At 71.3% G+C, this 13,676-nt stretch carries 12 protein-coding genes; 7 read left to right on the top strand and 5 right to left on the bottom strand.

The features are described 5' to 3' along the window. Positions 1-133: 133 nt before the first annotated feature. Together PV679_RS16855 and PV679_RS16850 are read left to right on the top strand one after the other, a co-directional pair. A complete protein-coding gene (locus PV679_RS16855; RefSeq protein ID WP_319681067.1) occupies positions 134-280 on the top strand; it encodes a hypothetical protein in 147 nt (48 codons plus the stop codon). Between the two features lie 40 nt (positions 281-320). Next, positions 321-1,514, top strand: a complete 1,194-nt coding sequence (locus tag PV679_RS16850; protein WP_319681066.1) for a cupin domain-containing protein — start codon at positions 321-323, stop codon at positions 1,512-1,514. A gap of 77 nt (positions 1,515-1,591) precedes the next feature. Here the strand turns inward: PV679_RS16850 and PV679_RS16845 are convergent, their stop codons facing one another. Beyond that, positions 1,592-3,463, bottom strand: coding sequence for a S9 family peptidase (locus PV679_RS16845; protein WP_319681065.1), 1,872 nt, complete (start codon positions 3,461-3,463; stop codon positions 1,592-1,594). A gap of 89 nt (positions 3,464-3,552) precedes the next feature. Here PV679_RS16845 and PV679_RS16840 point away from each other — a divergent pair, with 89 nt between their 5' ends. Continuing rightward, a complete protein-coding gene (locus tag PV679_RS16840; RefSeq protein ID WP_319681064.1) occupies positions 3,553-5,700 on the top strand; it encodes an ABC transporter ATP-binding protein in 2,148 nt (715 codons plus the stop codon). Between the two features lie 38 nt (positions 5,701-5,738). On the opposite strand, the gene PV679_RS16835 is transcribed toward PV679_RS16840, so the two are convergent. Next, entirely contained in the window at positions 5,739-6,893 is a 1,155-nt protein-coding gene (locus PV679_RS16835) for a HAMP domain-containing sensor histidine kinase (protein WP_319681063.1), read from the bottom strand. A gap of 197 nt (positions 6,894-7,090) precedes the next feature. Then, entirely contained in the window at positions 7,091-7,744 is a 654-nt protein-coding gene (locus PV679_RS16830; protein ID WP_319681062.1) for a response regulator transcription factor, read from the bottom strand. 175 nt (positions 7,745-7,919) lie between these two features. On the opposite strand from PV679_RS16830, the gene PV679_RS16825 reads away from it, so the two are divergent. The 4 genes from PV679_RS16825 to PV679_RS16810 all read left to right on the top strand — a co-directional run bounded on the left by PV679_RS16825 (position 7,920) and on the right by PV679_RS16810 (position 11,736). Next, entirely contained in the window at positions 7,920-8,498 is a 579-nt protein-coding gene (locus PV679_RS16825) for a hypothetical protein (RefSeq protein WP_319681061.1), read from the top strand. A gap of 3 nt (positions 8,499-8,501) precedes the next feature. Beyond that, the gene (locus PV679_RS16820) at positions 8,502-9,677 is read left to right on the top strand and encodes a peptidoglycan-binding protein (protein ID WP_319681060.1); all 1,176 of its coding nucleotides are present in this window, start codon (positions 8,502-8,504) and stop codon (positions 9,675-9,677) included. Between the two features lie 140 nt (positions 9,678-9,817). Next, complete coding sequence (locus tag PV679_RS16815) at positions 9,818-10,537, top strand: ABC transporter ATP-binding protein (RefSeq protein WP_319681101.1); 720 nt, start codon at positions 9,818-9,820, stop codon at positions 10,535-10,537. Positions 10,538-10,566: 29 nt separating this feature from the next. Then, a complete protein-coding gene (locus tag PV679_RS16810; protein ID WP_319681100.1) occupies positions 10,567-11,736 on the top strand; it encodes an ABC transporter permease in 1,170 nt (389 codons plus the stop codon). A gap of 115 nt (positions 11,737-11,851) precedes the next feature. On the opposite strand, the gene PV679_RS16805 is transcribed toward PV679_RS16810, so the two are convergent. Both PV679_RS16805 and PV679_RS16800 read right to left on the bottom strand, forming a co-directional pair. Continuing rightward, complete coding sequence (locus PV679_RS16805) at positions 11,852-12,517, bottom strand: hypothetical protein (protein WP_319681059.1); 666 nt, start codon at positions 12,515-12,517, stop codon at positions 11,852-11,854. Positions 12,518-12,768: 251 nt separating this feature from the next. Then, entirely contained in the window at positions 12,769-13,608 is an 840-nt protein-coding gene (locus PV679_RS16800; protein ID WP_319681058.1) for a DUF4328 domain-containing protein, read from the bottom strand. Between the last annotated feature and the right edge of the window lie 68 nt (positions 13,609-13,676).

Here is a 13,676-nt window from a genome sequence, read left to right as displayed (position 1 = left end):
TACGAGGAGTGATGGGACCAGCGAAATGAATTGGACAGTCCTCGGCTCAGCGTTGACGCCGGACTTCGGGTTGACCAATATTCGAGCTGCCCGGACGGTCCGTTCCGGGACTGCTGGAGACACGGGAGGGAAAATGGAAGAGCACAATTCGCTGAGGGCCGATGAAATCGAAGTCTCGCCATCACCGATCGCGACGCCGGACTTCGTGATCTCGGACAACGACCCCACCGACCCGGTGCTGGTCATTTCTGACAATGACCCCTCCGACCCGGTGATCTGATCCGGTGGCCGTGACTCACGGCGGGTGGAAGGCTGCGCCTTTGACGCAGCCCTCCCTCGGCCTCACCGCTCTCCTGTCCCCGTTCGACACCGCGGACTTCAAGAATGAGATCTGGGAGAAGAAGCCTCTCATCATTCACCGCGAAGATCCGGACTACTACGCGGAACCGTTGACGTTCCGCGATGTCGACCACATTCTCTCCACTTCCAGCGTCCGCTCCTCGGAACTCAAGGTCGTTGTCAACGGACAGGAGATTCCGCTGGTCGAAATGGCCGCCTCGGGCCCGGGTGGGCCGAGCAATGGCCTGGAGGTCCTCTACGACCTCTATCGGAAGGGCTCGACCGTTGTCTTCAAGTTCCTGCACGAACGGTGGGAACCGCTGGGCCGGTTGTGCCGGACCCTGTCGGGCGAGTTCAGCGCGGGGTTCCAGGCCAATGCCTATCTGACCCCGGCCGGCGCCCAGGGACTGACCAGTCACTACGACACCCATGACGTCTTCGTCCTGCAGGTCTGGGGCTCGAAGCACTGGCGGCTGTACGAATCACCGGACGAGCTGCCGCTGCACTCCCAGCACTACCGGCGGCCCGCGGACGGCCCCGGTGCGCCGGTGCGGGAGTTCGACCTGAAGGCCGGCGATCTGATGTACATGCCCCGGGGCACCGTGCACGACGCGACCTCCAACGAGGAGGCGTCGCTGCACATCACGCTCGGAGTGCTGCCGGTTCTCTGGTCGACGGTACTCAAGGACGCGCTGGACCAGGCCATCGAGAGCGATCCCCGGTATCGCGGTTCGCTGCCTCCGGGCTTCGCCCTCGACCCCGAACTGCGTCGGCAGGCCGCGGACACCCTCGCCGGGATGCTCGCCTCGGTCGCCGGAGCGGTGCGGCCGCACGACCTCGTCGAGCGAGCGGCGAGCCGGGCCCTGGTCGGTCGGCAGCCGGTGCTCGACGGTCATCTGCTGGACCTGGAGGGGCTGCGCACGCTCACCCCGGACACCCAAGTGCGGCGCAGGGCGGAACTGCTGTGGTCGCTGTCCCGGGAGAGCACCGGACTCCACCTCGAATTCCATGGCAAGGTCGTCCGGCTCCCGGCACGGATCGAGCCCGAGCTGCGCTATCTGCTCACCGCCGACACGCCGTTCACCGCACGGGACATCACCGGCGCGCTGGATGTCGAGGGCCGGCTCGTCCTGGTCCGCAGGCTGGTGCAGGAGGGGCTGCTCACCCTGACCTGAGGTCGGCCTGCCGGCCGGTGCTCCGTGCAGGGGCGGGCGGATCGTCCTCCGCCCGCCCCTCAGGGCTGTCCCTTCGGTCAGGTCTCCTCGTACCGGCCCCCGAGGTGCTGTGCCAGGAACCGCTCGACGGCCGCGTAGAACGCCAGTCGATTCCGGGGCCGTACGAATCCGTGCCCTTCGTCGGGAAAGAGCAGGTACTCATGCGGGACCCCGTTCCGCCGCAGTGCGGCCACCAGCCGCTCGGACTCCTCGCTCCGTACGCGGGGATCTCTGGCTCCCTGGCCGATCAGCAGCGGAATCCGGATCCGGTCCGCGGCGGACAGCGGCGAGCGGGACCACAGGAAGTCCCGCTCCGTCTCGGGGGAGCCGACCCGGCGGCGCAGCATGGCCGCCATCGGTCCCCAGGTGACGGGCACCGATTCGATGAAGGTGATCAGCGAGGACGGCGCGGCGACCGCCACCGCGCAGCGGTAGTCGTCCGGAGTGAACGCCGCCCCGACGAGCGCCGCGTACCCGCCGTACGAACCGCCGTACACCGCGACGCGGCCGGGGTCGGTGTGGCCCAGCGCGACGGTGTGCCGCACCGCGTCCTGGAGGTCGTCCTGCATCCTGCCTCCCCATTCGCGGTCGCCCGCGTTGGTGAACCGCTTGCCGTAGCCGGTGGACCCGCGGAAGTTCACCTGGATACAGAGGTATCCGCGGTTCGCCAGCCACTGGGCCTCGGAGCGGTAGCCCCACAGATCGCGGGTCCACGGCCCGCCGTGGACGCACAGCACGGCGGGCAGCCGCCGGTGGCCGGTGCCGGACGGAGTGGGCGGGACGGATCCGGCGGGCGGGAAGGTGAGGTAGCCGTGCACCCGCAGACCGTCTCGGGCGCGGAACGAGAACGGTTCGACGCGGGCCAGCCTGTGATCGTCGAGAGCCGGGAGATGGCTGAACAGGAATACCGCCCGGCCGGTTTCGCGGCGCAGGACGCGATAGCCCGCCGGGCCGTCGTCGGTGTTGTGCTGCACCAGCCAGTGCCGGTCCGCACGGTCCCGGCCGAGTACCGTGACATCTCCGCGGGCGGCAGCGCGCAGAGCCTCGAAGTCGGGCGCCAGGGACGGGTCCAGCAGCTCGATGTCGTTGCGTTCGCGCCGTACGAGGACGAACTGCGCCCGGCCGGTGACCGGATGGGTGCCGACGCCCTCGACGTCGTACAGCGGGTCCTCGTACAGCACTTCGGTGTCTTCGGTGACGGTGTCCACCAGAAGCAGCCGGGCGGTGTCCGATCCGAGCGACGAGAGCAGCAGCAGGTGGCGGCCTCCGGTGGTGAATCCGAAGGGGCGCAGCGCCGGGGCGTCCTCGGCGCCGACGCGGTGCAGTTCGCGCCAGGGGGCGTCCTCGTCGGCGCGGACGAGGAGGACGGCGGAGCCGTCGTCGGCCGCGCGTACCGCGCCGCGTACCCGCATCCGGTCGTCGGCCACCCACCGGGTGAACCCCTCGTCGCGGGCGGCGAGGTCGAGTCTTCCCGTGGCCGGGTCGAGGCGGTACGCGTCGTGCTGGGCCCGGTCCCGCAGATTGAGGCCGATCAGAACGCGGTCGGGAAGGCGCGGGTCGATGGCGACGATGCGGGCCTGCACGCCGTCGTACGGAGTGAGGTCGCGCGCGGGTCCGGCGCCCGCCGGGTCCACCGCGTGGAGATGGGTGTTCTCGTCGCCGTCCCGGTCCTGCGCGTACAGCAGGACACGGCCGTCGCCGGACCAGGCGAAGGCACGTACGCCGCGCCCCGAGTCCGCCGTCACGGGCCGGAACTCCCGCCCCTCCCAGGGCCCCGCGTGCACGTTGAGGACACCCCGGGCGTCCGGGGCGAGAAAGGCGAGGAACCGCCCGCACGGGGAGAGTGCCGGGCTCATCCGGTCCGGATTCCCGAAGAGCACGGTGCGTGGGATCAGCGGGGTTGCGGTCATGGGCGGGCCCGTCCTGTCCTGGTCGTGGGTGCGTCGGCGGGTGCGAGAGCCTTGAATTCGGATCAGGCCGGGCCTGGGGGGATGTCCTGATGCAGCAAGTGGTGTTCACCGCGCGGGGCGCCGCGTCGACCGGAGGCAGCGGTCTCACCGGGGCCGCCGATTTCTCCGGGCCCGAGCGGCCGCGGCGGCCGCGCGGTGCCCGGGCCAGGCTTCGCCGGGCGGCCGGATCGGCGGCCGACACGGTCGCGGGGCTGGGCCGGGTGCTGGCCCTGGTCTGGCGGGCGAGTCCGGTACTGACGCTGGCGCTCGGCGTCTCGACCGTACTGATCGGGCTGGTTCCCGCAGCCGTGGCCATGACCGGCCGACTGCTGGTGAACACGGTGGTCGAGGGCGCCGCCATCCATTCCGGCGACCGTGCGGACCGGATCAGCCTCGACGTACCGCTGCCCGGCTTCACTCTGCAGTTGCCCGTACTCAGCACGGTCGGGGCCCTGGTGGTGCTGGCCGCGGTCCAGTTCGCGGTCTACGCGCTCAGTGCGCTGGGCACGGCCGTACGCAGCATCGCCCAGCAGTTGCTTCAGGAGAAGGCGTCCCAGAGTGTGCAGCTCCAGGTCATGGAGCACGCCGGCCGGCTGCCGCTGTCGTTCTTCGAGGACTCCCGTTCGTACGATCTGCTGCGCCAGGCCCAGCAGGAGGCGTCGACGCGCCCGGTCACCATGATCGGCGGAGCGTTCAATCTGCTGCAGATGGCGGTGACGTTCCTGAGCATGGTCGGACTGCTCTTCGGTCTCGGGCCGGTCGTCGCGGTGGCGGCGCTGCTCGCCCCCGTGCCCGCGTTCGTCTCCGACTCCCGGTACAGCATGCGCGGCTTCATGGTGACGCTCTGGTCCTCGCCGATCCGCCGCCGCATGGAGTATCTGTCCCGGCTGCTGTCCACCGACGCGTACGCCAAGGAGGTCAAGGTCTACGGCCTCGGTCCGTTCCTCACCGAGCGCTTCCGGCTGCTCGGCTCGACCGCTTACCGGGGCCTGCGCGGAGTCGTCATCGCCCGCTATCTCATGGGCAACGCCTGGTCGACGCTGACCACCCTGGTCGGGTCCCTCACCTATCTGTATGTCGCGGTGCAGGCGGTCAACGGACGGCTCAGTCTCGGCGACCTGATCCTGTACACCTCCGCCGCGACCTCGGTACAGGCATCCATCCAGGGCATCTTCACCGGCGTGAGCGGCATGTACGAGAACAATCTGTATCTGCGCAAGCTGTACGAACTGCTGGCCGTCCCGGTACACACCTCCGCCGGTGCGGGAGAGGCGGTCCGGCCGGCGGCTCCGCTGCCGTCCCCGCTGCTCGGCCATGTCGTGCTGGAGAACGTGACGTTCCGCTACCCCGGCGCCGACCGGCCGGCGCTGGCCGGTGTCAGCCTGGACATCCCGCCGGGCACCACTCTCGCCGTTGTCGGCCGCAACGGCGCGGGCAAGTCGACGCTGATCAAACTGCTCTGCCGGCTGTACGAACCCGACTCGGGCCGCATTCTGCTCGACGGGACCGACATCCGGGATCTCGATCCGGAGGAGCTGCGGAGCAATGTCGCCGCCATGTTCCAGGACTTCGTCTCCTACCAGGCCAGCTTCGCCGAGAACATCGGGCTCGGCGACACGACCCGGGTCGAGGACCGGGACCGGGTCGAGGAGGCGGCCCGGCGCGGTGGGGCGGCGCCGCTCACCGAACGGCTGCCGGACGGCTACGACACCGCGCTCGGCAAGTGGTTCGACACCGGGGTGGAGCTGTCCGGCGGGGAGTGGCAGAAGGTCGCGCTGTCCCGCGCGTTCATGCGCGACGCTCCGCTGCTGGTCCTCGACGAACCGACTTCCGCGCTGGACGCCGAGGCGGAGCACGAGCTCTTCGCCCGGCTGCGCGACCTGGCCCATGGGCGCACCACCGTGTACATCTCGCATCGGTTCTCCACGGTGCGCCACGCCGATCTGATCCTGCTGATCGAGGACGGCCGTCCGGCCGAGCAGGGGACTCATGAGGAGCTGATGCGGCTGGGCGGATCGTATGCCCGGCTGTTCGCTCTGCAGGCCTCCGCGTACACGGAAGGCCCGCTGGGAGGTGGCCCGGTGAACGGTGCGGGGCCCGGCGCCGGTCCCGGTATCGACAAGGCCGCCGCCATTGAGGCCGCGCTCGCGGCGAAGGGCAAGGGGAACGGCCGCCGGGCGGCCGGCCAGGGCCCGTGAGCCTCCGCGCCCTCCGGCATCGCCTCCCTCGTTCCCCGTCACGTCGGCACCGGCCGCGCGGCGCCGGTTGTGGCCAGCCGGACGCGGGCCTCCAGGCCGCCGCCGGGCCGCGAATCCAGCTCGATGGTCCCGCCGTGGGCCTGCGTGATGGAGCGGACGATGGAGAGGCCGAGCCCGACGCCGTCGCCCGTGTGGGTCAGCCGGCGAAAGGGCTCCAGCAGCCCCTGGACCTCGTGCCGGGGAACGAAGGCACCGGTGTTGCGGACGACAAGACCGCCCTCCGCCGATGTGGCCACCTCCAGCGTTCCGCCCGGCACGTTGTAGCGGACAGCGTTCTGGACGAGATTGGAGACGAGTTGGAACAGCAGCACCGGATCGCCGCTCACCCGCATGGTCCGCAGATCCAGCTCCGTGCGCAGGCGGGCCTCCTTGATGGCGGGCCGCCACTGGCCGAACGCCTCCGAGGCCACTCGCGCCACATCGATCGGTTCGTGCCGGTCCAGGCCGCGGTCGCTGGCGGCCAGGGTCAGGAGTCCTTCGATCAGCCGCTCGCTGCGCCGGTTGGTTTCCAGCAACTCCTCCTGGATGCGCGGCAGATCGTCCGGACCCGCCCGGCCGAGCCGGATCTGGATCGTGGCCCGCTGCACCGCCAGCGGGGTGCGCAGTTCGTGCGAGGCGTTCGCCACGAAGCGGCGCTGTGCCTCGAAGGCCGCGTGCAGACGGTCCATCAGGGCGTCGAGGGTGTCAGCGAGGTCCTTGAGTTCGTCGTCGGGGCCCTCCAGCGAGATCCGCTCGTGCAGATTGGCGGCGGACAGCCGCTGCGCGGTGGCCGTGATGGTGTGGAGGGGACGCAGCACCCGGCCGGCGATCCACCACCCCAGGACCACCGAGACCAGCAGCATCACACCCAGGGCCAGCAGCGACATCAGCAGGAGCTGTTCCTGGGCGTTGCCGCGCAGCCGTTCGGCCACCGCGGCGAGCTGGCCCGGGGTGAGCGTGGAGACGGCGGCGGAGGGCAGTTCGCTCTTCGGTACGACCGTCACGGTCGTGGCGCCGATGCGCTGCCGGAACAGCACGTTCGTCAGACTCAGCAGCAGCAGGCCGGTGACGGAGAACAGCAGGCTGTAGAGGGCGGTCAGCCGCAGCCGTATCGAATGTCGGTGGAGGCGTGGACTCTCGGTCGCTACCGGCATCGCGGTCCTCCTGGGGCGTGTTTCGAAAGTAGCGCCGTCCGCCCCCTGGGGCGGGGCTCGCGGCGTCTGGTGCGTGCGATCGCAAGGCGGAGGATCGTTCGCGTACTGGACGAACTGGACATATTGCGACGACTCCGACAACGCGGCGAGCGTGCGTGCCAGGCGTCGCGAGCCAGGCGGGACTTTCGAAACACGCCCTAGATCCGGTAGCCGCTGCCGGGCACGGTCTCGATCAGCGAGGGCTCCCCGAGTTTCGCGCGGAGTTTGCTCATGGTGATCCGTACCGCGCTGGTGAACGGGTCGACGTTCTCGTCCCAGGCCCGCTCCAGGAGTTCCTCGGCGCTGACGACCGTTCCTTCCGCGACGAGGAGCACTTCGAGCACCGCGAACTCCTTGGGAGAGAGACGCAGATAGCGGCCGTCCCGGAACGCCTGCCGGCGCGGCATGTCCAGCGTGACCCCGTCGCGTTCCAGTACCGGCGGAACCGCCCGGGTGGCGCGCCGGGCGAGTGCCTGGACGCGGGCCACCAGTTCCGGGTACTCGAACGGCTTGGAGAGATAGTCGTCCGCGCCGAGCGCCAGACCGCCCACCAGATCGCTGGTCTGCCCGGCCGCCGTCAGCATCAGGATGCGGGTACGGGCCGCCGAGGCGACGACCTGGCGGCACACCTCGTCGCCGTGCGTGCCGGGCATGTCGCGGTCCAGCACCAGTACGTCGTAGTCGTTGACGAAGAGCCGCTCAAGGGCGGCGTCGCCGTCCAGCGCGACATCGACGGCCATCCCGTACTGTCGCAGTCCCTCCGCGACCAGTTCGGCGAGCATCGCCTCGTCCTCCGCCACCAGTACCCGCATCGACCCGTCCCCCTGTCCGCCGACATCACTGATCAACCGTGATACCCGCCCCGGTGTTTCGCCACCGTATGCACGGTCGGAGACAGTCGCGCAACCCCGCCCCCGGTACACCTGTGGCACGCACCGGCGGCCGTCGGTGCGCCGCGGATCGTGCAGGGCGAGGAAGGGACCGACAGTGGCAGTCATCACGCAGAGGACGGCATCGGGACGGGGGGCCGGACGGCGGCGTCGTGGACGCGGCTGGGCCGGCGGGGCGGCCGCGGTCGCGATGCTGGCACTGGCCGCGTGCGGTGGCGGCTCGGACTCCCCGGGTGTCGCGAGCGCCGGGGACACGAAGAAGACCTCGTCGGCCTCCGCGGCTCCGAGTGGCAGCCGTCAGGACCAGCTCGTGGCCTTCGCCCAGTGCATGCGGAAGAACGGTGTGCAGATCCCCGACCCGGCTCCGGGGGACGAGAACATCCAGCTTCCCGCGGGCACCAAGGGCGACAGCAAGACCCAGGCCGCGCTCGCGGAGTGCCAGCGACTCCTCGGCGGCGGGGCGAAGGACACCACCGACAGCACGGCGCAGGACCGTGCCGTCGAGCTCGCCGAATGCCTGCGTGGCAAGGGCCTGGACGTCGCGGACCCCGAGCCCGGCAAGCCGCTCCAGCTCAGCGGGGCGGCGAGCAGCCCCGAGGCCCGCGACGCGATCACCGCCTGCCGCGCCTCCGTCGGAGCCGGCGCCGGCACCGCCTCGCCGTCGGCGGGAGGCTGACCGATGAGCGACGATGCCGACCGGCTGCCGGACACCGATGTCTTCGTGGCGGGCCCGGCCGGGCCCGCCGGGTCCGAGGAAGAGCAGCCACCGCGCCGTCGCCGTCGGCGGGGCCTGCTCCTCACCGTCGCGCTGGTCGTCCTGGCGGCGGCGGGCGGCGGCGGCGCCGTCGTACTGGTCCGGGACGAGGCCCCGAAGCCGGCCGCCGATGCCGCCCGGACCGCGACGGCCACGGTGACCAGGACCGATCTGGTGCAGACGCAGCGCGTCGACGGCACTCTCGGCTACGACGGCCGGTACACGGTCGCCGGTAACAGCCGGTCCATGGTGACGTGGCTGCCCGACGTCGGCGACACCCTCGATCGCGGGGAACGGGCGTACTCCGTCGGCGGAGTGGACGTACCGCTGTTCTACGGCCGGACCCCGCTCTTCCGGGAGCTGTCCGTCGGGGTACCGGACGGTCCCGACGTACGCGTGCTCAAGCGCAATCTCAAGGAGCTGGGCCACGGCGACGCTCTCGCCGACGACGACCACTACTCACCGGGCACCGCCGACGCGGTGCGGGACTGGCAGGACGCACTCAACCGCGAGAAGACCGGCACGGTCTCGCCGGGAGACGCGCTCGTCGAGCCGGGTTCCGTACGGGTGACGGAGACGCTCGGCATCATCGGCGCACCCGCTGAGGGACCGCTTCTCACGCTCTCGGGTACGGAACGGGTCGTCACGGTCGACATGCCGGTCGCGCAGCAGCAGCTCGCCCGCGAGGGAGCCGCCGTCCGCGTCCAGTTGCCGGGCGGTGCTCCGACCGACGGCAAGGTCACCGATGTCGGCACGGTCGCCCGTGACCCGGAAGCGGGAGACGGGAGCGGGCGAGCCGCCGCCGGTGACACGGCCGCGCGGAATGCCACGATCACGGTACGGGTCACCCTGACCAGGCCCAAGGACGTCGGGGCGCTGGACGGCGCCCCGGTCTCCGTCGACTTCACGAGCGACCGCCGCGAGGATGTCCTGGCCGTCCCGGTCCCGGCGCTGCTGGCCCTCGCCGAGGGCGGGTACGCGGTCGAGACGCCGCGGGGCGAGCTGGTGCCCGTTCGGCTCGGGGCCTTCGCCGGGGGCAAGGTCGAGGTGTCCGGCAGCGGGCTCACCGAGGGGATGCGGGTGGAGGTGCCGCGCGCATGAAGGAACCGGGGATGGCGCCGTCGCGGGCCGGCGCCCGAGGGCCCGCGGCCCAGAAGCGCGTTCCCGCGGCAGCCGAGGAGCAGGTACCGGCAACCGGCTCAGGGCGGGTGGCCGACACCGGCCAGGACCGCGCGCCCGTCATGGGCGAGGCCGACGCGCCGGTGATCCGGCTGGAGGATGTCTCCAAGTCCTACCAGGGAGGCGTGCACGCGCTGCGCGGGGCGAGTCTCGATGTCCGGAGCGGTGAACTCCTGGCCGTGGTCGGCCGTTCCGGCTCCGGGAAGTCCACCATGCTCCATCTGATGGGCACGCTGGACCGGCCGTCCACCGGCCGGGTGCTGCTGCGCGGCCACGATGTCGCCGAGCTGAGCGACCGGCGGCTGTCCGCCGTACGGGCGCGCTGGATCGGCTTCGTGTTCCAGCAGTTCTTCCTCTCTCCCGGTCGCACCGCCGTCGACAACGTCGCCGAAGGGCTGCTGTACCACGGCATCACGGCCCGCCGCCGGCGCACACTCGCCATCGCGGCACTGCGCCAGGTGGGTCTGGGCCACCGGCTGTGGCACCAGCCGCACGAGATGTCCGGCGGTGAGCGGCAGCGGACCGCCATCGCCCGGGCCATCGCGATCCGTCCCGCCGTGATCCTGGCCGACGAGCCGACCGGAAATCTGGACTCGGCGGCGGGCGCGGGTGTTCTGGCGCTCCTGCGTGATCTGAACGCCCGGGGCACCACCATCGTCGTCATCACGCACGATTCCGCGCTGGCCGGGCAACTGCCGCGCAGGGTGGAGCTGCTGGACGGCCGGATCCGTGAGGATTCCGCCCGGCCCGCGGCGCACCTGACCGAGGAGGTCTCCCGGTGAAGCGGTCCGAACTGCCCACTCCCGCGCGGATGTTGCCCACGGATGTACTCCGCGTCGGGCTCGTGGGCATCCGCAGCCGCCCGACCCGGGCGGTGCTGTCCGCGCTGGGCATCGCCATCGGCATCGCCGCGATGGTCGCGGTGCTCGGCATCAGCAACGCGGGCCAGGCCGACCTCGTGAACCGGATCAGCCGCCTCGGCACCAATCTGCTGACGGTCTCACCGGGCCGTGACCTGTTCGGCCAGGACGCGCAACTGCCCCTCGACGCGGTGGAGATGGTCGAGCGGATCGGCCCCGTCGAGTCCGTCACGGCGACCGGAGCACTCTCCGGCGTCACCGTGCGCCGGACCGATCGCATCGACCCGCTGGCCGGCGGCGGGATAGGAGTGGCCGCGGCGAGGACCGACCTCCTGTCGACCGTCGGCGGATCGGTCCGGGAGGGCAGCTTCCTCAACGGAGCTACCGGCCGCTATCCGGCGGTCGTCCTCGGCTCGGTGGCAGCCGAACGCCTCGGCATCGACCGGACGGGGCGTCAGGTCTACATCGGTGAGCGGTGGTTCACGGTGGTCGGCCTGCTCGAATCGGTCGTCCTCGCTCCGGAGATCGACCGGTCCGCGCTCGTCGGATGGGACGCCGCGCGCGATCTCTTCGCCTTCGACGGCCACCCGACCACCGTCTATGAGCGCTCGGCCGACGAGTCGGTCGAAGCGGTACGCGGTGTCCTCGCCGCCACGGCCAACCCGGAGAATCCGCAGGACGTACGGGTGAGCCGGCCCTCCGACGCCCTGGAGGCCCAGCTCGCCGCCAAGTCCGCCTTCACCTCGCTCTTTCTGGGGCTGGGTGCGGTCGCTCTGCTTGTCGGCGGTGTCGGAGTGGCCAACACGATGGTGATCTCGGTCCTGGAGCGCCGTCCCGAGATCGGCCTGCGGCGCTCGCTGGGAGCCGGGCGCGGCCAGATCCGTATCCAGTTCCTCGCCGAGTCGGTGGCCCTCTCCGGATCGGGCGGCGCGGTCGGTGTGGTGCTGGGCGCGGTCATCACCGCGGGCTGGTCGGTCATCCAGGGCTGGCCCGTCGTCATGCCGGTGGGTGTCCTGCTGGCCGGCATCGGCTCGGCGGCCCTCATCGGCACGGTCGCCGGTCTCTACCCGGCGACGCGCGCGGCCCGGCTGACACCCACGGAGGCGCTGAGCTCCATCTGACAGGAGGAGACCGGAGGAGACCGGGCCCGCCCTCGTCACCCGTGCGGCCGGGCCCGGTGTGGCGGCCCCGGTCGTCCTCCCAGCGCCCGGCCGGCACTCCGGCGCGCCGTACGCCTCAACTCGCCGCCCGCGCACGGCGCGAGACCACCGCGCGCAGTACCCGCTGGCCCTCGGTCGACAGATCCATGGCCTGGCGCAGTCCGGCCGCGCCGGCCGTCTCGGCCAGGATCTCCAGAATCCGGATCTGGCGCCGTAGTTCACCGGCGACCAGCGGCCCGACGCCGTCGGCGCCTGCCGTGCCGTCCGCGCCGGCCACCGCGTCCGTCACCGCCGCCGCGTCCTCGCGGCAGCGCGCCAGCCACTCCGCCGCGGCGCCGCTCTCGCTCTCGCCCTCGCCCACGGTGTCGAATGTCCGGTGGATCCGCAGCGCGGCGACGGAGCAGGAGTCCGCCCAGCTCCGCAGCGGCTCCGCCGCCCAGTCCGAAGGCGCGGCGCCGAGCACGGTCCGTACGATCCCGGTGGCGTCGTTCGCGCCGGTTTCGGCGTCGGCGGCGTTGACGGCGTTGACGGGCTTGACGGCGTTGGCCGCGCTGCCCAGGGCCTCCCTGACCGCCGCCAGCCGCGCGGACCAGTCCCGTTCGCCGCTCACGACGCCGGCCCACAGCGGCCGCAGCGCCTCGGTCCCGTCGGCGAGCGGCGGCAGACACCGGTCGAGACAGCCGAGTCCGCTCGCGGCCAGGCCGCGCTCATCCGCTTGTGCGATCAGCTTCACCAGGCTCATATACGTCTCCCGTCGCGGACGCGGTACTGACCACTACTGCGCCAAACGGCTGGAATTCGTCACTCACCGACGCTCTTCGATCCTCACCGATCACGTAACGCCGCTTCGTCTGCGCCGATATGCCAGGAAGGCCCCATCTCCTCAGCGTCCGGAGGCGCTCCGAGGCGCACCGAGGAGGCCAGAGAACGGCTCCTCGGCGACTGAATCCGGCCGCACGGTCTGGCATACGGCCGGAGACAGTTGACAGAACATCAGTGTGAGGGTCGGGCAGGGTCCTCATGTGCCTGCGGCTCCGGCGGCACGGGTCCCGCCGGAGCCGCGAGGGCGACCGGGCCCTGTGTCGCCTTCAGGCGCTGCATCCGCGTCAGCGTGAGCACAAACCTGATCGCGAGTACGGCGGCCACCACATCGATCACGTCCGCGGCGAACTCCAGGCGCACCGCGTTCCTGACCTCGTCGGCCTCCTCGGCCATCTGGTACAGCCTGGTGCTCACCCAGCCCACCACACAGGTGCCGACCCACGCCGCCCACCAGACGTTGACCACTCCGTACGACACCCGGCGCGGTGTCCCGTCCTGCTCCGCCTGGGTGCTCGCGGCCCAGGTGTCCGCCGCGACCCGGCGCGGCAGCCAGAAGCTCCAGAGCGGCACGAACCACGACCCGACGGCCCAGCCCTGGCCCATCCGGTGTCCGCCCTGATCGAAGACTCCGGCGTTCCGCCGGACCCGGAAGAACCAGACGAGGAAGACGACGGCCGTCGGCAGCATCGCGTTGACCTGGAACACTCCGGACCTGGCATAGAGCTGGTCGGCGCGGTCCAGGTCCTCGTCGGTGAAGGCGGCGTAGTCGCCGTTCACCACGTCCGACATCAGCCCGTGGATATTGGCTCCCGCGACCAGGGAGAAGAGATCCGTCGCGATGACGACGCAGAACAGCACGACAAGCGCTTTCGACAGGCCGACCGGTGAGGACAGCCGTGCCGCGGCCGGCGCGAGGCGCCCCGCGCTCGCCCGCGACCGCTGCTTGGCGCACTGCCCGCAGAGTCCCTCCCCGGTGACCGCGGCACGGGCACGGCAATGCGTACACAACATGATGTGGAACCCCCCAAGGTTCTCGCGCGCCCTCCCCGGGCGCCCGGCGGAACATATGCGCCGGGCGC

Source organism: Streptomyces sp. AK02-01A, from assembly GCF_033795305.1.
GTDB lineage: Bacteria > Actinomycetota > Actinomycetes > Streptomycetales > Streptomycetaceae > Streptomyces.
The sequence above is the reverse complement of the archived record's forward strand: the minus strand, read 5'-3'. Positions and strand labels throughout refer to the sequence as shown.